This window comes from Paenibacillus thermotolerans (assembly GCF_028745515.1).
Classification (GTDB): domain Bacteria; phylum Bacillota; class Bacilli; order Paenibacillales; family YIM-B00363; genus Paenibacillus_AE; species Paenibacillus_AE thermotolerans.
The window spans coordinates 13,685-35,804 of sequence record NZ_JAQZSG010000013.1 but is presented as its reverse complement, the minus strand read 5'-3'; the positions used below and the strand labels follow the sequence as shown (position 1 = coordinate 35,804).

Here is a 22,120-nt window from a genome sequence, read left to right as displayed (position 1 = left end):
AAAATGTCAAGGGACAAGCTGATCGCGGACGCTCTGGAAGCTGCAAAACATGCGAGGCATAACCTTAAGTGGATTTTGAATAATCCGGAAAAAATCGATGAGAGCAAGCGCGAGGATATGGTTGCGCATTTGCAAAGAATGATCCGTTTTGCGGATATAGAAATGAAAAACGCCCGGCGGGCAGGCCGGACGTCGCTAAGAACTCGTCTTCGAACAAGTCTCTTTGCGTTTATTTTACCACATTCAGTGGAGAAAGGGTGAAAAAGAAATGGCCAGAAAAGTATTCGTTAGCAGCGATATGAGCAATGATGAACGCTTAATCGAACTATCTGAACAATCTCCTCAAGCGGCCTTGATCTGGCCATGGATTCTCACCAGCTTCGATGATTGGGGTCGGGCAGTTGCATCGTCAAAGCGGTTAAAAGCAAGCATTTTCCCGATGATAGAGACAGTCACGCCGGAGATTATTGACGAATCACTTCAGTTATACGGAAACCACGGCCTAATAATTTTGTACGAGATTGACGGGAAGAAATATATGGCTATTCCTCCAGAGAAATGGTGGAAATACCAAACGCATATACGCGGTTCTAAACGCGAAAAAGACGAATCAAAGCTTCCTGCTCCTGCAAGTTGCGCGCAACTGCGCGCAGATGATGCGAGTGGCGAGCATTTGCACGAAGAAGCGCGAAAAAACACACCTTCTCCTTCTCTTTCGCCTTCTCCTTCGCCTTCAGAAAAACCAACTACTGCAACAGCGCCTACGAGCGAAGGAATCGAGTTAATTGAGCCAATCGAACCGATTATCGAAGATGACGGTGTCCGAGAACCGGCACATCCAGAGTACAAAACGATAAACGAGGCTCATACGAAGGTGATCGGAACCGCGATTATTTCTCCGATGTATGGAGATTTTTATTCAAAACTTCTAAAGCGCGGTGAGAGTGAGGCTTACATCATTGAGTTATTGCTAGAGATGGGAGAATCAGCGCAAAAACCGTCTCTGCGGTATCTAGGTGAAGTTGAACAGAGCTGGAGTGGGCAAGGAATCAAGACACGTGAGCAGGCAAAGCAACGAAAAAAGGCAACAGCCCCAACGGGTGCCGGTAGAAGTAGATATCCACCGCGAAATTCTAACCAGCGTCCTGTCATCCCAGTAACCAGCCGCCAAACTGAAAAGAAGTCGGCCTCTGAGGAAGATTTAGAACGGATCAGGGAAAAAGCCAAAAAGCTGAGTGGTGGTTAGGAATGGTGGATTACGGGTATTTGCTTTCTGACCCACGTCCGGAAGAATCCGATTCTAAGCGGTGGCGCTGCGCGTTGCTAATGGTACACCGTGTCGTTCCGGACCGTGACAAATCAATCGATTTGGGGTCCCGCCTTTGGACGATGAGAGCAATGGGCGCGACGCTCAAACCCGATCGAGTAGGACTAAGGTTTTGTTACCTTCCAGGTGGCTGGACGGACGAAAAGGAGTTTGAATCGTTCAAAGCCAATGCGCTCGGTGTTTATCGTGAAGAAGTAATCAGGTTATTGAATCAAGTTGAGATCATAGTGGACAAGCATGACCTTCCAGAGGAGTGGAGGCAGCTCGCGTAAGGAGTGCAGTTCATGAGCAGCTCTCGGTACGGAGAGGAGCCATTGGAAGACCGTGATGACGGTTTTCAAATCGTATGGAACACAGAATATGACACACCAAAAAGAACAGGGAGGAAAAGCCAAATGGCAGATGCAATCGCAAAAATAAACGACGAAATGAAGGCGACCAAGAACAATCCGTATGTGCTGGTAGTCGGTCAATTTTTAATTAAACATCTTGAAGCAAATCCGCAGGATGCAGAAAAGGTGCTGAATGCAGAAAAAACGATCGCAAAAAGCTTGGATGAAATGCGTAAGGTTGCTGAGAAGAAGAAAGTCGGGAACTGCGCTGTTCTAACAGACGCTGAAGGATTTGCAGTGGTGCTTAAGTATTTTGGGATTAATGGTGAGGGAAAAGCGGTAGTGGCTCCGACAACAACGGCATCAACTCCGGCACCTACCTCATCCGGTACGGACTTTGATGTCAAACTTGACGATTTCTTGTGATCGGTGGGATGACCTATGGCCCCAGTAACAATAAAAGATGAACAGTTTGCCAGATTCTATGCACACTTTCCACAGGGAATTAGTCAAGAAATCGCAGATTACGTCACAAACGAGGTTCTTTCAAATAGCCGTTATATTTTCACGAGACGATTCCAAAACTTTCAGTTTGGTTACTGCACACACTGCCAGAAGGAGTATGCGACAGACGAGTATTTGAAACCAGGACGTAAAGCGACCTGCACAAAATGCGGATCTGAATGCGTCGTAAAAGCCAGTGGGATGAGCCGAAAGCATTTGTACGACGCAGCATATATTGTCTATTACGAAAAATCTGTTGTTAATCCACAAGCGATCGTCGCTAGAGGAATGTATGTTAAACGTGATTATCGTGGCGACTACTACAAAGTTGAGACAGACTACCGCCCGGAGAATCTATATTTGTTTGAACCAGGTAACAGTGAAATGTATTGGTTATCCACTTTTAACGGCGGATGGGTAAAAAGTGATAGAGTGCGATCCGGATTTGTCGATTATCCAAGTATTTTCAATAAGACCTGCTCTCTCGAAAGCGTAAAGTCTGCAGTCGAAGGGACGCCATATCAGTACAGCACATGGGAGTACTACACCCCCTACTACACCTGGGTAGACAAAGATATGGTCAAATTCTTCGATCTCTTTACTAAGTCTCCATGCGTTGAATTCTTAACAAAGGCCGGTATGCGTTATTTTGTCACTGCAAAGCTAAGCGGCAGCAGTCCAACCTATGGTGCGATCAATTGGAAAGGGGTAAAGGCTCAAGAAGTACTGAGATTGGATGCCCAACGGATCAGGGAGATTCGTGAATTCAAAGGTGAGCTTCATCCTCTTACACTTCGTCTACAGCAAATTGTTGCAAAGGATAAGTCAAAATACAGCTTAGTGGAGCTGCAGGACGTCGCAAAGAATTTTGGTGCTTGTTTCGAAGATTTAAAAGCAGCGTTAAAGTATACCTCTCTGCGGCGAGCGGTTAACTATATCGAGAAGCAGTACTTGAAAGGAATAGAACAAGGTCGTCCACATGATAAAGAGGTTGTCGCGAGAACATGGCGAGATTATCAACGGGATTGCGTGAAGCTTGAACTGGATTTAGGAAGTGAACGCATTCTTTTTCCGAGCAAGTTACACGAAGCCCACCAGCATACCTTAAAACAGGTAAATGACAAAGCAGATGAATTGCTTAATGCAAAAATCAGAAAGCGAAATGAGCTTCTAAGCAAAAAATATTCTTTTGAGCATGGAGATTTATTTATCCGACCGGCTTATGATGCAACCGAGCTGATCGATGAAGGCAAAAAGCTTGAGCACTGTGTTGGTAGATATTCGGAGGATTACGCGAAGGGGAAGACAGACTTACTTTTCGTTAGAAAAATCGCCGAACCGGACAAGCCATTCTACACAATGGAAGTACAAAAAGGCGTGGTTACACAGTGTAGGGGACGGAAGAACTGCAATATGACCAATGAGGTTAGTGTTTTCGTTGAAGCCTTTAAGAAAGAAAAACTGGAGAAGAAATCGAAAGGTAAACCCACCGAAAAACAGGAGGTTGCTGTATGAACGCACTAACGACGAGAACGCCTATTGTCATTGCAGCTGAGATTAATTCCATAAAGGACCAAACAAGATCGATCCTCTTGCAGGCTAGCATTGAGATTGGCCGCCGGTTGGTAGAAGCAAAGGCGATGGTACCACATGGCGAATGGGGGAATTGGCTTGAGGAAACGGTTGATTATTCTCAAAGTACCGCGAACAACCTTATGAAAATTTATCAGGAGTACGGGAACGACCAGATGTCACTCTTCGGCGATGCCACAAATTCACAAGCGCTTGGCAATTTGAGCTACACACAAGCGGTGGCACTTCTCGGAATTCCGGCTCATGAGCGAGAAAAATTCGTGGAAGAGCACGATGTAGAGAGCATGTCGACAAGGGAGCTGCAGCAAGCGATCAAGGAGAAACAAATACTTGAAAAGCAGCTGAAGGAAGAAAAAGAGAAAGCGGAAATAGAACGCCAAGAGCGGCAAAAAATTGAACAAAATTATGAGGCTTTACAAAAGAAGAGTTTATCCGATGAAGAACGCGTTCGGCGATTAGAACGCGACCTTGAAGAAGCTGAAACTTCCGGTGACGGCGAAGAGGTAAATCGTCTGAAGAAGGAACTTGATAAATCGGGCAAGGATCTTGCGCAGCTTCAAAAAACGGTTAAGGAACTCGAGGATGAACTCAACAAAAAGCCCATTGATGTGCCGGCGACAACCGTAATCGAGAAAGTCCCTGATGAAATTGAAAAAGAGTTGAACGAGCTTAGAGAGAAGGTAGCTAAGCAGAACAACAAACCGGTGATCAAATTCACTTACTGCTTTGAATCGCTGGTGAAAGGTTTCCAAGATTTGTTGGGAGCCCTTGATGAAATCAAAACGGCTACTCCTGAAGAGCACGAGAAGTACAAAAAGGCTGTTGTTGGGTTGATGAATAAAATGGGCGAGAGGCTATAAATCTCATGATGACGATTCAGGCGGAATCAAAAGCGCTGCAGATGATAAACAACGCGTTGAAGCCGATAGTTAAGGCAGGTCGTTCTATTGACCGAATCAAACTGATGGTAAGCCCTCTCTCGAAATTGGCCGAATATCGGTACATTGATACAGATTACGGAAGGTTATGGATAAAGACAGGCGAGCACTTGCCTAGAGGAAGTTCCTACTTGATTGAGGACCCAGGAATGAAGGGGAGGGGTTTTGCTTGGGTATCAAGGCGAGCAGCACGATGAATCGGCTTGAAGTTTTACACCAGATTGATCGATTAGTGGATGGGAACTGCAAGGGGTGCAAGGAACGAATTCAACGTGGTTCTTTCCCTAGGGCCGACGCTTATTGTTTAAAGGAATGCCCTATCGGTTCGGAGATACAAGAATACGGTCGGAAACTGGCATTGGTTTGTGAAAGCGAAAGGGAGAACAGGCGTAGTAACAATCACTTGGCAGTGGAGGCAGTAGCTGAGGCAGATGCAGCTGAAGCCGTCTGAAATAAAATACGGAGGATACATGTTAAACAAAGTCAGTCAAAACGCCCAAAATTACGAGAATTTAGTATCTGACCTTAAGAAGCTAAGAGTTGGAGAGGAGCAAATTGTTATTATCAGTGGTCGGGCTTACGTGGTAAGTCCGGCCGAGGTCAACGACCTGGACCGGGTGCAGTTTGGAAGGATTATTGGGGATTAGCTTTTTTTATCAAAATGAATATTGAAGTACGCGAGAGGAGGGGGAAGGGATGAGCGATAAAAGCAAGATCGAATGGACAGATGCCACATGGAACCCGGTAACGGGATGCTCGAAGGTAAGCGAAGGCTGCCGAAACTGCTACGCTTTGAAATTCGCGGAGCGGTGGCGGGGTACTCCGGGGCATTATTTTGAGAATGGGTTCGACATCACGCTTCGCCCAGACAAGCTTATTGAACCGCTGAGATGGAAGCGACCGAGGCGAATATTCGTGAACAGCATGAGCGACCTGTTCCACCCAAAGGTGCCCGATCACTTCATCTGGAGCGTATTTGAGATTATGGCCCAAAGCCCGCAGCATACGTACCAGATCCTCACGAAACGGCCGCAGCGAATGATGGAGATGTTGTCAGGTAGGTACTGGCGTGATCTCGGCACACCGGCTCGTCCATTTTTCGCCTTAATAATCAAAGGAGAACATCGAGAAGGAGATGTACCATTCCTCCCGAACGTCTGGCTCGGCGTAAGCGTGGAGAACCAGGATGCGGCGGATGCGCGTGTTCATCTGCTCAACAAAACGCAGGCGGCCATCCGCTTTCTCTCCTGCGAACCTTTGCTTGGGCCGCTCGATATCCGTGTTCATTTGGGATGGAAGTCATCCCGAGATTGGACCACACCTCTCATCAACTGGGTCATCGCTGGTGGCGAGAGCGGACCGGGAGCACGCCCAATGCATCCGGATTGGGCAAGATCGCTAAGGGATCAGTGCCAATCAGCTGGCGTGTCTTTCTTCTTCAAGCAGTGGGGTGAATGGTTAGATCGCACTAATGAGGATAAAAGCAAGTTTTGCGGACACGATTGGATTCTCGCTCCAGATGGTGAAACACTCGGAGCTGGCCACGGGAAACACGGTGGAGGTGTTGAACATGATTGGCGGGAAAGGGGCGGCGCATGGATGTCGCGTCTCGGCAAGAAAAGGGCAGGCCGAGAGCTTGACGGCCGTACATGGGATGAGATGCCGGACTGAATAATGAAGAACATGGGAGGAGTACCAAATGTACGAACCAATCGTAAAACTCGGACCTGTAGAATTATTTTTAGTTCGTCGAGGTTTCCTGGTGGAAACTCTGAAATTGCTTAACGAGAGAAATTTGCGCAAATTGGCGAGGCAAAATGGTTACAAGTAGGAAATAAAAAAGTCCCCCGCATTTACTCTTGGCGGAGCGCGGGGGAAACAAATGTTCTCTCACCTATTTTAACACAGGGGAATGGTGAGGGGAATGGGGAACGCGGAGCAACTGGGGTTGTTTCCGGAAGCATCAGAACATGAAATAGAAAAAACGAAAGCTTATATGGAGCAATATAGGGAGGCTAAGGCAAAGGTCGAGTCTTTCCCCGATAAAGCTACTGATGAGCTAAAGGCAATTCTCAGCGATATCGAAAGGTCAGTTTCGATCATTCTCGATGAGGAAGTAAAAAGGGTCATCGAATACCGGTATATACAGGGGAATGTGTACACGGCTACGATCCAGTACTTTTCGAACCGGGGATGGAGTAAGAGCGCTGTAGATCGAAGGTTAAACAGCGGACTCAAGACTCTGGCAGAAACGCTTTTGTTCTGTGGACAACTTAGTACATGAAAAAAACGGGAGTAATACGGAACAAAGGTGGAACTCAAACGAAAGTGAATGAGCGGTACAGTAGACGCATGGAGCAGATGGAAATATTTGCTCGGGTAATGTCTACTGTACCCTTATCACAAGTAGGCACTCGGCCGCGCTGTAGGTTGCCCATGGTCCCACGGAGGGCCTGAAAAAGGGTAAGCACCAACAACCTTAGCAGTATTGCGATGGTGCGGTACGAGGAATCGACGATTAATCGATAAACAATGGAAAGTGATCCGCCTTCTTGAAGGCTGACAGTTTCCGTTGCTTATCAAATAAGGTAACGGGTTGAGGAAGGGTCGCTCTTAATGAGCGGCCTTTTTTCATGTAGAAGAAAGCACCAGCGGGAGGGAATAGCAATCGTCATTATTAGGGGGAAGGGAGAATATGGATCATGCACATCTTAGTGTCCAGCTGACAGATCATGCTTACGAAATGTACTGCGATCGAGTAGAAAAGATTGGTCGGCAAGAGTTGCAAGACTTGTGTCAATCTCAACTTCGAGAACGGGACTATTCGAAGCAAAAGCAGTACCTTCACTTAGCGGGGGTTTGGTGGATCATCCAGGTAAAGGAACAAGAATTGATCTTTGTTACCTGCTATGGAAGGTCAGACTTAGACATCCCAAAAGCAATGGCATGGGGAGCCATTCATAAAGATCGGGTTATTTTGACGGAGTGGAATACTGTATGAACTTCGTTCAGCCGATTAGAGATCCAAACATCATTGAAGGGCTTAAAAATTACTTAAAAGTCCGTAGTCTTCGGAATTATCTCTTTTTCACATTTGGTATATACAGTGGCCTTCGGGTGTCTGATCTACGGCAGCTGCGAGCAGGTATGGTTCGCGGAACCCATGTCTACATACGGGAAAAGAAAACGAAGAAAGAAAAGAAGTTTATTATTCATCCTGCGATCCGAGCAGACCTCGACAAGTACATTGCCAAGATGAACGATAGCGACTTTTTGTTCCCTAGCCGCCAAGCGAAAAAGAAGTCCAAGCTCAGAAGTCAACCGATTGACCGAAGCACAGCTTACAAAATGTTAAACCAGGCAGCTCGGCATTTTGGTCTGACAGAGATAGGGACTCACACCATGAGAAAGACATGGGGATACCATCTGTACAGGCAGGACCCGCGAAACCTAGCGTTACTAATGGACATGTTCAATCACGACCAAGAAACCACCACATTACGCTATATTGGGTTCACTCAAGACATGATGGATGCCGCAATTTTGGAACTGAGTTACCCATAAAAAGGTGCTCTTTCGCACTCGTTTTCTGAAAGCGAAAACTGCCCTAGAAATGACAATTATTTTCCTGTTTCCACGAGTGCAACAGAATATATGTTGTGGTTCACTCTAGACCCATATTTTAGGGGAATCGGGGACAAAAACGAGGCGAATTTCAGAGGCAAAACCGGAGTCGATGAGCGTTCCAAAGTCTAAAAAGCGTTCCGAACAAACAATTATCGTGGAGGTGGGTGAAATGCATGTCGAGAGAGCGCAGTCCACTTCGAAAGAAGGCCCTGAAGCTCTGGTTAGATAGTAAGCGTACTTTAACCCCAGCAGCCATTGGAAGGGCGCTGAACGTCTCTAGTGCGATGGTTCGAAAATGGAAGTGTTTAGATAAGTGGGACGAGCTTCCTGAGGGTCCTCGAAAGCCAGGGGCACCGAAAGGAAACAAGAATGCGAAAGGCAAGGGAGCTCCTAAGGGAAACAAGAATGCCTTCAAGAATGGGAGCTACGCAGTTATTTGGGAGGATTCGTTGGAGTGGGTCGAACGAATGCTACTCTTCGAAGTTGATACAGACCCGATCGGCCAGATCAACAATGAAATCCGGCTGCTGGAGATCCGCGAGCGCCGCATGCTGCAGCTTCGGAACAAGATTCTAGATGGATGGGACGGCGAGTCGGTCCAAACGACAAGCGAGCCATTCCGACATCGGAAACGTGGGGATATTCCGGAGTTTGACGCTGAGGGCAACCTTACAATGGTTCCGGTGATCGAACCGGTCATGATGGAGGTCGAGCGGAAGACCAAAAAGCACCCGGTTCTTGAACGCATTCTGAACATTGAGGATGCGTTGACTCGTGTCCAGGACAAAAAGGCTAAGCTTATCGATCTGAAACAGAAACTCAGCATGAAGGAGCTCTCAGAAGAGGAAGCGCGACTGCGCATCGAAAAGCTGCGGCTTGAGAACAAGGCACTTGCGGCAAAGGAGTGGTGATGCTTGGCGCGATACGCAGTATTGCAATCCTTCTATGCATCTAAGCCATGGAGAAACTTCCGATTAGGACTTATCGCTGAACGGGGTAACCGGTGCCAAAGGTGCAGGAAGCTAATTCCACGGTCGATCGACATCATTGGCCACCACAAAATAGAGTTAACGCCGGAGAATGTGCACGATCAAACCATCAGCTTAAACCCGGACCTTGTGGAATTGATATGTAGCGAGTGCCATAACGAGGAGCATAGTCGTTTTGGTTACAGAGCTAAGAAGGCAGTATATATCGTTTATGGTCCACCGTTGTCGGGGAAGCAGGAGCTGGTAAAACAGCAAGCGAGTCGTGGTGACCTGATTGTTGATATGGACCGATTATATGAAGCAGTCTCAGGTCTTCCGTTTTATGACAAACCGGACAATCTCCTTGGAAATGTAACGGCTGTTCATAATCATTTGATAGACAACATTAAGACGCGCTTTGGAAAATGGAATAATGCATGGATTATTGGCGGATATGCAGACCGTCACAAGCGCGAATGGTTGGCCAGCGAACTGGGGGCAGAGTTGGTGTTCTGTGCGTCCACTAAAGAGGATTGCCTTCAGCGGTTGGAAACTGATGAGGATCGGCGGTACCGCAAGGATGAATGGCGTGGATACATTGAGAAGTGGTTCGAACAATATCGGGAGTAGGTGACATTAGTGGCGAAATTTCTTTGTACAATGTGCAACAAAGCATGGGAAGGGAAAGGGCCTGTAAAAGACGGTGTTACTTGCAACGATTGCAAGGAGAACCTGCTTTATGCAGAGCAGATGCAGCATTGGTTTAATGAACATAAGCTTCTTGGGATGCAAATCGAAGGCACCATTAAGTTTCATGAAGCAATGGCTCAGTCCAATAGAGAACAACTTATTCTTCATGAGCGTCGCATGGAACTATCAATGAGAGAGTACAATGCTTGGGCCTCGAAAAATGGGCACGCATTAATGAAATAGGGGTATTCCCAAGCGATTGGGAATGTCGCGGGCCACCCCCCACCCTTTAGTCTGATAAAGCGTTATTGATAACCGTACTGGGGACCCTTTTTTCGCACGAGCCGAAAAATTTGAAATCCGGTGAGGTGAAAAATAGTTTGGAAAAAAATGAAGCGTTCCAGAAAGAACTCGCGAAGTTGCGCGAGGTATTCGCAAAAGTGGAACCGGAAAAGGCGGACCTTGTCGACGGCCTGATCTTGGATGCCGCTTTCCTCAAGGCTGAGAATCACGTGCTGCGGCAGGCAATGGAGAAGACCGGCATGGTCGAGATCCATCCGACGAACCCTCGCTTGCAACGGCAGGTTGAGGCAGCGAAGCAGTACCTTAAGAACGTGAACTCCTACGCGGTCGTCATTAAGACGCTTAACGGCGTACTCATGAAGAACGTGATCGAGGATGATGATGAATTTGACAAGTTCATGCGAGAAAGAGCCGGTGCCGAAGCTTAACTACCTTCTCCAGTACAAGCAGGCGATCGACCGCGGCGAAATTCTCGTCGGCGGCGAGATGAAGCAACTCCTCGACAATCTAATTGAGGACTTAGACAATCCTGCATTCGTATACGACACGGCCGATGCTGATTTCCGCATCGAATTTATCGAAAATTTTTGCCGGCACACGAAGAGCCCCTTCTATGGGCAGCCTTTTCTTCTGGAATTGTGGGAGAAGGCGTTCATCGAGGCGTTTTATTCCTTCAAGTGGACGGATGAAGGGTATCGTGAGTACTACGAAGAGGAGCCGCCGAAGAAGAGGCTGCGTCGCTTCAAGAAAGCAATTCTCCTGATCGCTCGAAAGAATGGGAAGTCGACGCTCTGCGCCGGGCTTTGCATGACGGAGTTGATGGTCGGCACCGGGGGCAATGATATCGTGTGTTCATCGAACGACGATAGCCAGGCGGAACTCATATTCGGCGAAATCAACAACATGCGCGAGCAATTCGACTCGAAAGGGAAACGGACGCATAAGAACTTGCGCGGCATCTACAACTTGAAGAACAAGAGTCGAATATTCAAAATTTCGGATAAGACGAGGAACAAAGAAGGCCGGAACATCGACGGCGCGATCCTTGACGAGTCGCACGAGATGACGACGAACGTCATCGCGAAGTCGATCGATCAGTCGCAGTCCACGAAGGACGAGCCCTGGTTCATCAACATCACGACAGAAGGGTTCGTGAACGACGGTTATCTGGACCAAGAGCTGAAATATGCGCGGCAGGTGCTGGCGAAGGATATCGAGGACGCTACGCTGCTTCCGTGGCTCTATACGCAAGACAGCGAGCAGGAGATTTGGCAAGACCCTCGGACGTGGCAGAAGTCGAATCCGAGCCTCGGTACGATCAAGAAAACGAAATATATCAGGGACCAAATCCGCAAGGCGCAGAAGGACAAAGCCGAGCGGGTTTTTATGTTGTCGAAGGACTTTAATATCAAGTCCAACAACGCGGCAGCGTGGCTGCTGGCAGAGGAGATCGCGAACGAAGAGAAGTTCGACCTCGAAATGTTTCGTGGGGCATACGCGATCGGCGGCGTCGACCTCTCGAAGTCCGGTGACCTTGCATGTGCGCGCCTGCTGTTCCTGCGGGCCGGGAAGAAATATACACACTCGCATTACTTCATCCCGGAATCTAAGCTCGCGCAGCTGTCGAAAGAGGATTTGGCAAAGTTCCGCGAATGGATCGGCCTCAACCGAATTACCGTGTCAGATGGAAACGAGAACGACTTCCGGCATGTCACCGCCTGGTTCGTCCGGATGTTCAAGGATTACGGGATTAAGACCTACAAGGTCGGATACGACCGCTGGTCTGCGGAGTACTGGGTTAAGGAAATGGAGGAAGCCGGGTTCGATATGGTTCGCGTCAAGCAGGACTGGGCGCCGATGAGCGAACCCATGAAGCTCGTAGAAGCGGACCTTCGGAGCAAGCTGATCGTGTATAACGACGACCCGGTCGATAAGTGGTGTCTCGAGAACACCTCGCTCGCCGTGAACAGCAAGCTTGAGCAGATGCCTGTGAAAATTCAGGGAAAAGAAGACAAGAAGATCGACGGCGCCGTAACCATGATCATCTGCTACCGGGTGTACATCGACAACCGGAGTGAATTTATTGAGCTTTCAAAGAGAGGGGCGTGATTGTATGGCATTAATGGATTGGCTTCGCGGCTTCGCGGGCGGCCGGCGGGACGGGAGTTATACCCGTATGCTCAACGGAACGCTTCCGATCTACAGCCAGTTCGGCCAAAACATCTACGCTTCGGATATCGTCCAGGAGTGCATCGACGTGATCGCAACGGAGATCAGTAAGCTGCAGCCGCGGCATATTCGAACGACGGATGACCGGCAGGATGTACCGCGAGGGAACTTGAACCGATTATTCCGGTTCGCTCCCAACCAGCTGATGACCGTCAGCGAGTATCTGGAAAAAAAGACGTGGCTGCTAATGATGAATTACAACGCATTCATCATTCCCATCTTCGATTCGGATTTTTCAAATGGAGTCGAACGTCGTACCTATCGAGGGTTCTACCCGATCGATCCGGCCCGCGTCGAATTCCTTCAGGATCTAGCCGGCGAAATGCTTATTCGCTTTCATTTTGCCGCTGGCGTTGATTTCACGTTTCGATACGCTGACGTAATTCATATCCGAAAGAAGTTTTCGCTCAATGAGATGATGGGCGGCGGAGCGAACGGCCAGCCGGACAACGCCGCCCTGCTGAAGTCACTGCAAATCAATCACTCGATCATGCAAGGCCTTGATCGAGCGGTGAAGATCAATGCAGCAGTGCAAGCTGTCGTCAAAATCAACACTATGCTTGATGACGACGCTCAGCGGGCGGAGCGGGCTCGATTCGAGCGACTGATAGCATCCGGGGAAACCGGGATTTTACCGGTTGACATCAAGGGAGAATTTACACCGTTCGATAAGTCATCCCTCCGCTTCGTCGACAAAGAGACGCTCGCATTCCTGCAGAGCACGATCTTGAACTGGTACGGGGTGCCTCTGCCGATCCTTACCGGAGAGTACGATGACAACCAGTATCAGGCGTTCTATGAGAAGACGCTAGAGCCTATCGTCATCCGTTACGGACAAGCATACTCAAAGACCATCTTCACGGAGCGGGAGGCGGACGTCGGAAACGAAATTGTGTTCTATCAGCGGGACATGAATTACTTGAGCACGAACGCGAAGATAAACCTGCTGAAGACGGCCGGCGAGCAGGGACTCCTCTCCGACAACCAGAAGCTGGCATTGCTTGGATACCCTCCGGTGCCGGGCGGGGATCGTCGGACGCAGTCGCTGAATTACATCGACGTAAACCTGGTTAATCAATATCAATTGCAAATGAAACCTGCAAAGGCGGTGAAGGAAGATGAAAAATAAACTGCCAGAACTGTTGAGCCGTGAGATGAGGTCCTTCGTTTTTCCTGACCTTCGAGCGGAAAGCGAAGGCGGTGTAATTCAAGGGCATGCGGCCGTCTTCGACCAACGGACCAACATCGGCGGCTGGTTCGAGGAAGTGATTGAACGTAGTGCTTTCGCGAATACCGACTTCAGAGACGTTGTTCTAACGGTGAACCACAATCTGAAGAATATTCCGCTCGCCAGAAGTCGAAATAACAATGCGAGCTCCACGTTACAGCTCTCGATCGACGACAAAGGTCTTTCTGTCAAAGGGATGCTCGACGTTGAAAATAATGCCGAGGCTCGGGCGCTTCACTCGTCCGTCGCCCGCCAGGACATCAATGGGATGTCCTTTATTTTTGTCATCCGGGACGCGAAATGGGAGAACCTCGACAGCGATTTGCCGCTTCGACGCGTGACGGACATCGCAAGAGTGATTGAAGTATCTGCTGTATCGTTTCCGGCTTATGCCGGGACTGATATAAACGCTCGTGACGAGCAGGCGCTGGAGAGCGCCCGCGCCGCACTGGAGAGTGCGCGGTCCGAACTGGGGAGTTCGAAAAACGAGCTTGAAATTCTGCGCTTGCGCAGCCAAATCCTATAAACGAAAGGTAATGATCAGCGATGAAAGATTTCCTTAAGAAACTCCTTGCTCAAAAGGAAGAACGTAGAAATCAGTTGAAGACGAAGGCCGGCACGTCGAACTCGGTCGAGGAGCTCCGTGGCATTAATTCCGAATTGGAGGCGCTGAATGCTGAGATTGCGGAGCTGCGCTCCAAAATCGACGAACTGCCGGATGATCCGGTACCGGGGGGCAACACTCCACCTTCGGAAGCTCGCGGCGCACAACCGGTTGTCGGCGGTTCCGCCGCGCAATTGGCGACGGTGCTCGCTTCCTTCGGTCTGCAGGCGAATCAGCGGCAGGCCGACCCTGAAGACCCGTATTCGACGCTCGAATACCGGAAGGCGTTCATGGCATACGCCAAGAACGGCGTCGTACAAGAGCCGCTGAAGCTCGAGAAACGGGCGGATGCTACTACTACGACGACGGATGCAGCGGCGGTCATCCCGACGACGATTCTGAATGAAGTCATCCGGAAGATGACAGTCAACGGGCAGGTATACAACCGCGTCCGTAAGATGAACATCCAAGGCGGCGTTCAGGTTCCGATTTCTTCTCTGATTCCGGTCGCGACATGGATCGGTCAGAACGCGGTTTCCGACCGTCAGAAGCTCAACATGAGCACAAGCGTATCCTTCTCCTACTACGGCCTCGAGTGCCGGATCTCGCAGACGCTGATCACGAACGTTACGACGCTCGATCTGTTCGAGCAGACAGTCACCCAGCTGATTTTCGAAGCAATCGTCAAGGCGCTCGACGCGGCGATCATCGCTGGCACCGGCGTCGGCCAGCCGCTCGGTCTGACGATCGACACGCGGGTGCCGGCTGCCCAGGTAGTTACCTTAGACGAAACGGAGATCGTGAAGTACAAGCCGTGGAAGACGAAGGTCTTCGCGAAAATGCCGCTTGCGTACAAGGCAGGCGCATCCTTTTTCATGGCATCGGGTACGTTCGAGACGTACGTCGACGGCATGGTCGACGATCAAGGCCAGCCGATCGGTCGGGTCAACTACGGTATTACGAACGGCATTCAAGAACGGTTCGCGGGTAAAGACGTCATCCTGGTCGAAGACGATCTCATCAAGCCGTATGACACTGCGGCGAACGGCGATGTGGTTGCCGTATATTGCAACTTGAGCAATTACGCAATCAACAGCAACCTTCAACTAGCGATGGTTCGATACACGGATCACGACAAGAACGAGATCGTCGACAAAGCGATCCTCGTTGCGGACGGCAAACTGCTCGATCCGAACGGCGTCGTCATCGTCAAAAAAGCGACGAGCGGCGGGGTCTAATAACTCATAATCATCCGGACGGCGGGGGAGACCTCGCCGTTCTTTGATGGAAAGGCGGTGAAAAACCATGGGAAAGAAAAAAGTGAATGACGCCGAAAAGCTGGTGACCGTTCAAGCGGCCGTACCCGTTGTGATTTGGCAGGTCAATCGCCCGCTGAATGATGAGCAATACGATGCGTTGGAACGTCGGTTGCGTGCGTCGCAGGAGAACACGGGCATGCGGATTATGCTCGTACCGTACTCGGTGGATGTGGAAGTGGCGGCTGAGCTCGAGGAGAGTCAGGCGGCGGGTAACGGTGCCGAAGAACCGCCGTTGCCACCGACCGACGTCGCGCATAAGCAAGCCCCTCAGGCAGAGACCGCGCAGGAGAAGACGGATGCGACAGCAATACCGGGCGGCGCCGGGCAAGAGGGTGAAGGGAATTGACCGAGGAAGAGCTCATTGCGGAATGCAAGGCTGGTCTGGACATCTCCGAGGGGAGTACAGCCTTCGATAAGATCATCAAGCAAAAGCTGCGCGCGGTCATCGGCTTTATGAAGTCTGCGGGCGTATCCGATGCGAAGATGAATACGGATTTGGCAGTCGGTGTTATGGTCATGGGTGTCGCTGACCTTTGGAACAATGCAAGCGGGGAGATTAAGTTCTCCCCGGCCTTCCATACCCTGCTTACGCAGCTTGCGGTTTCCAGTCTTCCTGCGGAGGGGACGACATGAGATTCTCCGAAGTTGTACACCTAGTTGAACTCACCTATGCAGAATCGGCGGCCGGCGCCAACATTGTCGAGGGTATTCCCCGTCAGGTTTTTGCGGAGCGAAAATCGGTTCGCCAGACGGAATTTTACCAAGCGCTTGGGAATGCACTACGCCCCGAGGTTACATTCGTCATATGGGCCGCTGAGTACCGGGGCGAGCCTCGGCTGCTGCATAATGGAATCCCTTACGAGGTTATCCGGACGTTCGAAACGAGCGGTCGGAGAATGGAACTCGTTTGTTCCGCTCTCGATGACGTGCTGACGAACCTCTCACGATTGCGCGACACCGTTGAAATCTGGCATAACACGTTTGTCACGAATAGCATGAAAGAGCGTTCACCCGCACCTGCCTTACTCTACATGCTCCCGGCTCAGATCGAGTATAACGGGGGCGGAACCAGCGAGGTGGATGAAGTTTTCGAGACGACGTCTAATGTGGTCGTCACGATCGTGTACCGCGAAGGCATTACGGCAGACATGTTCATAAAAATCAACGGGCAGCGGTGGAACATCGAGATCATCGAAAATCCGTTTAACCGCAATGCCACGCTGCGGATAACCGCGAAGCGGGTGATTCCATGAGCAGATTAACGAGAGCACAAATCAATTTGGCCATTAACGAGCGCATCCAAGCAGAATTCCCCGTTGTGACGATCGAGAGCAGAGACATCGAAGAGGGCTTTAAGCGGCCCTCTTTCTTTGTTTCTATCGAGACACCGAACACCGAGCGCTCCCTTTCCGATTCCATGCGGGAAATGACATGCCGTATCCGGTACTTTCCCTCCGACCGGCACATCTACAAGGAGGAGGCGTACGACGTGATGGATCGTCTGGAAGAAGTATTTGCTCTAAATTTTCCTGTTGGGGATCGCGTCATCACGATCAACGCATCGGATGCGGAAATCATCGACAAGGTAGTTCATTTCAGTTTTGACTTCACCTTGTACGAATCCCTAAGTGAAGAGGAAGTCGGAGAGGTCATGGAGGAGCTGGAGTTCAATGGCTGACTTTGACATCGATTACCGGGAGTTAGAAATCTTTACGAGAGAGCTGGAGAGTCTACAGCGCCACTTTCCGAAAGAGGCGAAGCAGCTGATGCTTCGCTCTGGCTCTAAGGCAAGAGCAATTATCGTCAAAAGAGCGCGGACAACTGTAAGGAAGGTAACGGGGAACTATCTGAAGTCCATAAAGCGCGGCAAGGTATGGGTCGATGAAGGGAACGGCTGGTATAAGGTTCGTGTTTATACACGCGCCCCTCACGGTCATCTCATCGAATACGGCCATCGGATCGTCGGCAAGGACGGGCAAGAGTATGGATTCAAAGAGGGCTACCACGTCTTCGAGAAGGCAACAAAGGATGTCGAAAAAGAGTGGAGTTCTATTGTTGAAGAAGGCTTTGACAAAATCATGAGCAAGCTTTAAGGAAAGGGTGAAGGCAATGGGTTTGCCTGAAATCAACATTGAGTTTTCCAGCCTCGCTACTACCGCAATCGCCCGGAGTCAGCGGGGAATCGTTGCACTGATTCTAAAGGACGATACAGGGGACTTCGATAGCATCGAATACAAGTCCGTTGCAGATGTCAAAGACGCGGACTGGACAGCTGCGAACCTCGACTTGATTATGAAAACGTTCCTCGGCGTCCCGTCGAAGATCATTGTCGAGCGCCTTGATGCCGCAGCAGCGAGTTACAGCGACGCTCTTACCCGATTAGGCGGTAAGCGGTGGAATTATCTCGCCATTCCAGGAATCGCGACGGCAGACGTTGCCGCTGTTGCGACACAGATCAAGACATGGCGAACGAATAAAAAGACGTTCAAAGCGGTACTGCCGAATAATGCAGGCGATCACGAGGCAATTATCAACTTCGCCACAGAAGGTATTGTGGTAGCGGGTAAAACTTATTCCGCTTCCGAATATAGCGGACGTATAGCGGGCATCCTCGCCGGTTTGCCGCTTACTCGCAGCGCGACACATTACGAGTTGCCTGAGGTCGAATCGATCACAGAAAGCGCAGATCCGGATACGGACATTGATGCCGGCAAGCTGATCCTTATTAGTGACGGCGACAAGATAAAGATCGGCCGAGGCGTAAACTCGCTTACAACTACCGGGCCGGGTAAGGGTGCCGACTTTAAAAAAATCAAGATTATCGAAGGGCATGACCTGGTTCAGGAAGACATCACGCGCACGTTTAACGACGAATACGTCGGAAAGGTAAACAACAGCTACGACCATCAAGTGCTGTTTATTACCGCAGTGAACGGGTATTTACGCGGCTTGGAAGGAGACGTCCTTGACCCGGCTGCAGAAAACGCTGTCGGGGTCGATGTAGAAGCACAGCGGCAAGCGTGGACGGAACAAGGCGTCGATGTATCATCTCTTAATGATCAACAAATTAAGGAAAAAGCGTTCAGCAGCAAGGTATTTATTGCCGGACCGCTGAAGTTTCTGGATGCCGTCGAAGACCTCTATTTCCGGGCCACGGTATAAAGAAGGAGGGCTAAGGAATGCCACCAAAAGGTAATGAAATCATCAACGGGACATATGGCCGAGTATGGGTAAACGGCGAATTGTGGGCTGAAGTGGATGCGTTCGAAGCGAAGGTAACCGTCAATTACGAAGACGTACACTTCGCGAATGAAGGCGGGACACACAAAAAAGCGATTGGCTGGACCGGCGAAGGCACGATGACCATTAAAAAGATTTACTCCCGTGTCCAACGCTCGATGGCGGCAGCTGTAAGATCAGGCATTTATCCACGGGTCGAAATCGTTGGAAAGGTAGCCGATCCGGATACCCGTGGGACTGAACGGGTTGCATTGCACGATGTGACCATTAACGAATTTAACCTGTTGAAATTTGAGAAGAGAACGCTCGGAAGCGAAGAAATTCCTTTCGCATTCAGCGATTACGAAATGATCGATACGATCAGCTAACGGAGGGATATAACTAGTGGCGAAGATATTAACGATTTCAGACCTTATGGCCAAGAAGGAAGAACTGAAAACCAAGCAGCCTAAACGAATGAAACTTTACGTCTCATCCTTGGGCGGAGAAATCGTCATACAAGAGCCGGGACGTGAGCTTGCTCTTGAGACGATTAACATGGCAACAGTCCCGGCAACGAGTGACAAGGCTGATCCGCACATCGTCTACCATTGCGTGGTAGAACCGGATCTAAAAAATAAAGAACTTCAAACGCAGTTCGAGTGTACAGAGCCAACGGATATTGTCGATATGATCTTTGAACCCGGTGAGGTTTCGGAAATCAGTAACTTCATCCTTCAACTTTCCGGATTCGGCGGGAAAAGCGTTAAGAAAGTCGATGAAGAGTTAAAAAACTCATAAAGAGCGACTCCGAATTCCGCTTTTTGCATCATTATGTACAAAAGGGGTTCGCTCCAGAATACTTACTCAATCTGGACTTCGTAACAAAGAGGTTCATGATGCAATCAATGGTTTTTTATTACGAAGAAGAAAACAGACGTTGGGGGACCGCATAGGTTCCCCTTTTTAATTAAGAGGGGGGAAAGCTTATGGGTGCCAAAGACGTTTCGAAAACAATGACTTTGAAAGATATGGTTACCGGCACGCTGAAGAAGATCGGCGCGGGTACCGTTCAATATAAAAAGCAATTGTATGATTTAAAAATGCAAGGGCAACAAACTTGGTCCTCTTTGGCCAACGGAGTTAGAACCGCAGCGACAGCATTTAGCGGGACCGCTGCTACTTTCGCTACGGTGGCCAGTGGGATGGGGATTAATGCGGCCTCGGGCCTTGAAAATTACCGGCTTACGCTCGAAACCGTGTTGCAGGACACCAAGAAAGCCGGGGACCTAATGAAGTGGGCGTCCCAGTTCGCTAACATTACCCCATTTGAGACCGACCAGGTCGTAGAAGGTACCGTTCGGCTAGCTGCATACGGGATCGAAGCGCGCAGCACAATGGGTGCAATCGGCGATATGGCAGCGGTGATGAACAAGGACTTAATGCAGGCGATCGAGGCGGTCGCAGACGCGCAGACCGGCGAGCTTGAGCGCTTAAAGGAGTTCGGGATCACCAAAGCCATGATTGAAAAGAAAGCCGGTGAGATGTACCGGAATCAAGTCGTGGTGAACAACGAAGGGCAGATCAAAGACCAAGAGAAGTTTAATGCAGCGCTGTTTTCATTGATGGAAGAGCGGTTTAAGGGCGGAATGGAAAAGCAGGCCTCGACGCTCAAGGGCATCTGGTCGACTGTAACGGGAACCATGTCTTCAGAATTAGCGAGGATGACCGGAGTCACCTCAGAGGGTCTTATTCGCCAAGGAAGCTTATTCGAAACATTGAAAATCGGAGCCCAGGATCTTGGTACCGAACTGATGAACCTCGCCCAAAGCGATCTCAAAAGTTTCGACAGGGAATTTGTGTCCCCGATAAGGTCTTGGATCGAAGCGGGAGGTATCCGGAACACAGTTCAGGGGGTGAGGGACCTTGCGGTTGGAGTATGGGGCGTGTTCAATGCAGGCGTAGCCACCTATTCATTCTTCAGGGATAACTGGTCCACGCTCTCGCCGCTGATCTATGGGGTAACCGGTTCGATCGTAGCATACAAAATAGCGGCGATGGGTGCCGCTGCTTGGACAGCTATCTTCGGGAAGGCTGCCACCTTAGCTTCGATTAGAACGGCAGTCATGGGGACAGCATCCCTTGTGGCTTCAGGGCAAATTGGAGTTATGACCGGGGCGCAACAGCTGTTAAATGCAGCAATGAGAGCAAACCCGGTCGGGATGGTAATCGTCGGGATTGGGGCACTAATTGCGGCCGGGACACTCTTAATTAATAACTGGGACAACGTGCAGCTCGCAGGAAAAAAATTATGGAACGGAATCGTTCAAGTGGCGGAGTGGGGGGTAAATGCTTATATCAAATATATCAACGGTTGGATAAAAGTTGTGCTCTCCGGAGTCAATTTGATTATCGACGGGATTAACAAGATCAAGGGAGATAACATCGCCAAAATCGATTTCAGCTTAGGGGAAGTCGACTTCAGTTCAGCAAAGTTTAATACTGCAGGGCAATCCTTTGATTGGAGGCTTGGCAAAAAGAAAGAGTCTTCATCTGTAGATAGTGTTATTAGCGACATGGAACTGCAGCAAGAAAAAATTTATATGCATAACGCCAAGAGGCAAGAGCAAATCGATTCTCAAAAGAACCTCACCGATGCCCTTACGGCGAACACTGCGGCAACAGCGGAAAATACCAAAACCGTCAAAGCAACGCTTCGAGACCCCCGCGCTTCGATTGACATTGCAGACTCTCTTCTTGGCCGCATTGATCGACATCTATATGGATTAACGTGAGGTGACCGGACATGATTCAAGTATTCCTCAGCATTAATAACAATGAAGAGGTTATTCAACTCCCGGTGCCGCCAGCTGGATACGAAGTGCCAAGTCCGTGGAACAATGAGAAGCTGGAGGGGCTTCAAGGAACGGTGAATATTATTGGGCTCCGGGATCTTCGTTCGGTTGAAATTCAGTCGTTTTTTCCGGCCCAAGGGCATGATTACCCTTTTTTGCAAAACCGAGCAATGTGGGGCATGGAATATGTGAATGCCATTGAGCGTTGGAGAGAACGCCGTGCACCGATCCGGCTCGTTATTGTTGACTCTTCCAGCAAGAAAAACATAAACATGCCGGTTACGATAGATAACTTTACTCATAGCATGCGCAGGGATGGAGATATCTACTTTACGCTTGAGATGACGGAATTCACCTTCGTCAGCACAAAAAAGAGGTGATCGA

The 22,120-nt window shown here is 49.6% G+C and carries 28 protein-coding genes; all 28 read left to right on the top strand.

Annotated elements, in window-relative coordinates; translation table 11 throughout:
• Window positions 1-3 precede the first annotated feature (3 nt).
• The 28 genes from PT964_RS12740 (at window position 4) to PT964_RS12610 (ending at window position 22,116) form a co-directional block, all read left to right on the top strand.
• The gene (locus tag PT964_RS12740; protein WP_274363735.1) at window positions 4-261 is read left to right on the top strand and encodes a hypothetical protein; all 258 of its coding nucleotides are present in this window, start codon (window positions 4-6) and stop codon (window positions 259-261) included.
• 7 nt (window positions 262-268) lie between these two features.
• Complete coding sequence (locus PT964_RS12735) at window positions 269-1,246, top strand: DnaD domain-containing protein (RefSeq protein ID WP_274363734.1); 978 nt, start codon at window positions 269-271, stop codon at window positions 1,244-1,246.
• Window positions 1,247-1,641: 395 nt separating this feature from the next.
• Window positions 1,642-2,085, top strand: coding sequence for a hypothetical protein (locus PT964_RS12730; protein WP_274363733.1), 444 nt, complete (start codon window positions 1,642-1,644; stop codon window positions 2,083-2,085).
• 15 nt (window positions 2,086-2,100) lie between these two features.
• Entirely contained in the window at window positions 2,101-3,678 is a 1,578-nt protein-coding gene (locus PT964_RS12725; RefSeq protein WP_274363732.1) for a PcfJ domain-containing protein, read from the top strand.
• Entirely contained in the window at window positions 3,675-4,616 is a 942-nt protein-coding gene (locus PT964_RS12720; protein WP_274363731.1) for a DUF3102 domain-containing protein, read from the top strand. Before PT964_RS12725 ends, PT964_RS12720 begins: the two co-directional genes overlap by 4 nt.
• Window positions 4,617-4,887: 271 nt before the next feature.
• Window positions 4,888-5,145, top strand: coding sequence for a zinc-finger domain-containing protein (locus tag PT964_RS26545; RefSeq protein WP_425262716.1), 258 nt, complete (start codon window positions 4,888-4,890; stop codon window positions 5,143-5,145).
• Between the two features lie 245 nt (window positions 5,146-5,390).
• Complete coding sequence (locus PT964_RS12715; RefSeq protein WP_274363730.1) at window positions 5,391-6,365, top strand: DUF5131 family protein; 975 nt, start codon at window positions 5,391-5,393, stop codon at window positions 6,363-6,365.
• A gap of 253 nt (window positions 6,366-6,618) precedes the next feature.
• Complete coding sequence (locus tag PT964_RS12710) at window positions 6,619-6,978, top strand: hypothetical protein (protein ID WP_274363729.1); 360 nt, start codon at window positions 6,619-6,621, stop codon at window positions 6,976-6,978.
• 411 nt (window positions 6,979-7,389) lie between these two features.
• Entirely contained in the window at window positions 7,390-7,695 is a 306-nt protein-coding gene (locus PT964_RS12705) for a hypothetical protein (protein WP_274363728.1), read from the top strand.
• A complete protein-coding gene (locus PT964_RS12700; RefSeq protein ID WP_274363727.1) occupies window positions 7,692-8,258 on the top strand; it encodes a tyrosine-type recombinase/integrase in 567 nt (188 codons plus the stop codon). Before PT964_RS12705 ends, PT964_RS12700 begins: the two co-directional genes overlap by 4 nt.
• Window positions 8,259-8,494: 236 nt before the next feature.
• Window positions 8,495-9,232, top strand: a complete 738-nt coding sequence (terS, locus tag PT964_RS12695) for a phage terminase small subunit (RefSeq protein ID WP_274363726.1) — start codon at window positions 8,495-8,497, stop codon at window positions 9,230-9,232.
• 171 nt (window positions 9,233-9,403) lie between these two features.
• Window positions 9,404-9,919: a hypothetical protein gene (locus PT964_RS12690; protein ID WP_337995027.1), complete on the top strand. Its 516-nt coding sequence runs from the start codon at window positions 9,404-9,406 to the stop codon at window positions 9,917-9,919.
• Between the two features lie 9 nt (window positions 9,920-9,928).
• Entirely contained in the window at window positions 9,929-10,222 is a 294-nt protein-coding gene (locus PT964_RS12685) for a hypothetical protein (RefSeq protein ID WP_274363725.1), read from the top strand.
• A gap of 137 nt (window positions 10,223-10,359) precedes the next feature.
• Entirely contained in the window at window positions 10,360-10,710 is a 351-nt protein-coding gene (locus PT964_RS12680) for a hypothetical protein (RefSeq protein WP_274363724.1), read from the top strand.
• The gene (locus PT964_RS12675) at window positions 10,670-12,391 is read left to right on the top strand and encodes a terminase large subunit (RefSeq protein WP_274363723.1); all 1,722 of its coding nucleotides are present in this window, start codon (window positions 10,670-10,672) and stop codon (window positions 12,389-12,391) included. The genes PT964_RS12680 and PT964_RS12675 overlap by 41 nt, the downstream gene beginning before the upstream one ends.
• 4 nt (window positions 12,392-12,395) lie before the next feature.
• Window positions 12,396-13,640, top strand: a complete 1,245-nt coding sequence (locus PT964_RS12670) for a phage portal protein (protein WP_274363722.1) — start codon at window positions 12,396-12,398, stop codon at window positions 13,638-13,640.
• On the top strand, window positions 13,630-14,265 hold the full coding sequence (locus PT964_RS12665; protein ID WP_274363721.1) for an HK97 family phage prohead protease: 636 nt from the start codon (window positions 13,630-13,632) through the stop codon (window positions 14,263-14,265). Before PT964_RS12670 ends, PT964_RS12665 begins: the two co-directional genes overlap by 11 nt.
• Before the next feature lie 20 nt (window positions 14,266-14,285).
• Window positions 14,286-15,581, top strand: coding sequence for a phage major capsid protein (locus PT964_RS12660; RefSeq protein ID WP_274363720.1), 1,296 nt, complete (start codon window positions 14,286-14,288; stop codon window positions 15,579-15,581).
• A 67-nt stretch (window positions 15,582-15,648) separates the two neighbouring features.
• Window positions 15,649-16,008: a hypothetical protein gene (locus PT964_RS12655; protein WP_274363719.1), complete on the top strand. Its 360-nt coding sequence runs from the start codon at window positions 15,649-15,651 to the stop codon at window positions 16,006-16,008.
• On the top strand, window positions 16,005-16,295 hold the full coding sequence (locus PT964_RS12650; RefSeq protein ID WP_274363718.1) for a hypothetical protein: 291 nt from the start codon (window positions 16,005-16,007) through the stop codon (window positions 16,293-16,295). Before PT964_RS12655 ends, PT964_RS12650 begins: the two co-directional genes overlap by 4 nt.
• On the top strand, window positions 16,292-16,915 hold the full coding sequence (locus PT964_RS12645) for a phage head closure protein (protein WP_274363717.1): 624 nt from the start codon (window positions 16,292-16,294) through the stop codon (window positions 16,913-16,915). Before PT964_RS12650 ends, PT964_RS12645 begins: the two co-directional genes overlap by 4 nt.
• Window positions 16,912-17,340, top strand: a complete 429-nt coding sequence (locus PT964_RS12640) for a phage tail terminator family protein (RefSeq protein WP_274363716.1) — start codon at window positions 16,912-16,914, stop codon at window positions 17,338-17,340. Before PT964_RS12645 ends, PT964_RS12640 begins: the two co-directional genes overlap by 4 nt.
• Window positions 17,333-17,755 (top strand): HK97 gp10 family phage protein, encoded by a 423-nt coding sequence (locus PT964_RS12635; protein WP_274363715.1) that lies wholly within the window; start codon window positions 17,333-17,335, stop codon window positions 17,753-17,755. The genes PT964_RS12640 and PT964_RS12635 overlap by 8 nt, the downstream gene beginning before the upstream one ends.
• A 16-nt stretch (window positions 17,756-17,771) precedes the next feature.
• Window positions 17,772-18,824: a phage tail sheath subtilisin-like domain-containing protein gene (locus PT964_RS12630; protein ID WP_274363714.1), complete on the top strand. Its 1,053-nt coding sequence runs from the start codon at window positions 17,772-17,774 to the stop codon at window positions 18,822-18,824.
• Between the two features lie 17 nt (window positions 18,825-18,841).
• The gene (locus tag PT964_RS12625) at window positions 18,842-19,270 is read left to right on the top strand and encodes a phage tail tube protein (RefSeq protein WP_274363713.1); all 429 of its coding nucleotides are present in this window, start codon (window positions 18,842-18,844) and stop codon (window positions 19,268-19,270) included.
• 16 nt (window positions 19,271-19,286) lie between these two features.
• Complete coding sequence (locus PT964_RS12620) at window positions 19,287-19,682, top strand: phage tail assembly chaperone (RefSeq protein WP_274363712.1); 396 nt, start codon at window positions 19,287-19,289, stop codon at window positions 19,680-19,682.
• A gap of 188 nt (window positions 19,683-19,870) precedes the next feature.
• A complete protein-coding gene (locus tag PT964_RS12615; protein ID WP_274363711.1) occupies window positions 19,871-21,676 on the top strand; it encodes a hypothetical protein in 1,806 nt (601 codons plus the stop codon).
• Window positions 21,677-21,687: 11 nt separating this feature from the next.
• Window positions 21,688-22,116, top strand: a complete 429-nt coding sequence (locus tag PT964_RS12610; RefSeq protein WP_274363710.1) for a hypothetical protein — start codon at window positions 21,688-21,690, stop codon at window positions 22,114-22,116.
• Window positions 22,117-22,120 lie beyond the last annotated feature (4 nt).

Bases quoted from the DNA above. Each gene is read 5' to 3' on its own strand.
- PT964_RS12740 (WP_274363735.1), top strand. From the start codon at position 4: ATGTCAAGGGACAAGCTGATCGCGGACGCTCTGGAAGCTGCAAAACAT.
- PT964_RS12735 (WP_274363734.1), top strand. From the start codon at position 269: ATGGCCAGAAAAGTATTCGTTAGCAGCGATATGAGCAATGATGAACGC.
- PT964_RS12725 (WP_274363732.1), top strand. From the start codon at position 2,101: ATGGCCCCAGTAACAATAAAAGATGAACAGTTTGCCAGATTCTATGCA.
- PT964_RS12720 (WP_274363731.1), top strand. From the start codon at position 3,675: ATGAACGCACTAACGACGAGAACGCCTATTGTCATTGCAGCTGAGATT.
- PT964_RS26545 (WP_425262716.1), top strand. From the start codon at position 4,888: ATGAATCGGCTTGAAGTTTTACACCAGATTGATCGATTAGTGGATGGG.
- PT964_RS12715 (WP_274363730.1), top strand. From the start codon at position 5,391: ATGAGCGATAAAAGCAAGATCGAATGGACAGATGCCACATGGAACCCG.
- PT964_RS12710 (WP_274363729.1), top strand. From the start codon at position 6,619: ATGGGGAACGCGGAGCAACTGGGGTTGTTTCCGGAAGCATCAGAACAT.
- PT964_RS12705 (WP_274363728.1), top strand. From the start codon at position 7,390: ATGGATCATGCACATCTTAGTGTCCAGCTGACAGATCATGCTTACGAA.
- PT964_RS12700 (WP_274363727.1), top strand. From the start codon at position 7,692: ATGAACTTCGTTCAGCCGATTAGAGATCCAAACATCATTGAAGGGCTT.
- terS (WP_274363726.1), top strand. From the start codon at position 8,495: ATGTCGAGAGAGCGCAGTCCACTTCGAAAGAAGGCCCTGAAGCTCTGG.
- PT964_RS12670 (WP_274363722.1), top strand. From the start codon at position 12,396: ATGGCATTAATGGATTGGCTTCGCGGCTTCGCGGGCGGCCGGCGGGAC.
- PT964_RS12665 (WP_274363721.1), top strand. From the start codon at position 13,630: ATGAAAAATAAACTGCCAGAACTGTTGAGCCGTGAGATGAGGTCCTTC.
- PT964_RS12660 (WP_274363720.1), top strand. From the start codon at position 14,286: ATGAAAGATTTCCTTAAGAAACTCCTTGCTCAAAAGGAAGAACGTAGA.
- PT964_RS12655 (WP_274363719.1), top strand. From the start codon at position 15,649: ATGGGAAAGAAAAAAGTGAATGACGCCGAAAAGCTGGTGACCGTTCAA.
- PT964_RS12645 (WP_274363717.1), top strand. From the start codon at position 16,292: ATGAGATTCTCCGAAGTTGTACACCTAGTTGAACTCACCTATGCAGAA.
- PT964_RS12640 (WP_274363716.1), top strand. From the start codon at position 16,912: ATGAGCAGATTAACGAGAGCACAAATCAATTTGGCCATTAACGAGCGC.
- PT964_RS12635 (WP_274363715.1), top strand. From the start codon at position 17,333: ATGGCTGACTTTGACATCGATTACCGGGAGTTAGAAATCTTTACGAGA.
- PT964_RS12630 (WP_274363714.1), top strand. From the start codon at position 17,772: ATGGGTTTGCCTGAAATCAACATTGAGTTTTCCAGCCTCGCTACTACC.
- PT964_RS12625 (WP_274363713.1), top strand. From the start codon at position 18,842: ATGCCACCAAAAGGTAATGAAATCATCAACGGGACATATGGCCGAGTA.
- PT964_RS12615 (WP_274363711.1), top strand. From the start codon at position 19,871: ATGGGTGCCAAAGACGTTTCGAAAACAATGACTTTGAAAGATATGGTT.
- PT964_RS12610 (WP_274363710.1), top strand. From the start codon at position 21,688: ATGATTCAAGTATTCCTCAGCATTAATAACAATGAAGAGGTTATTCAA.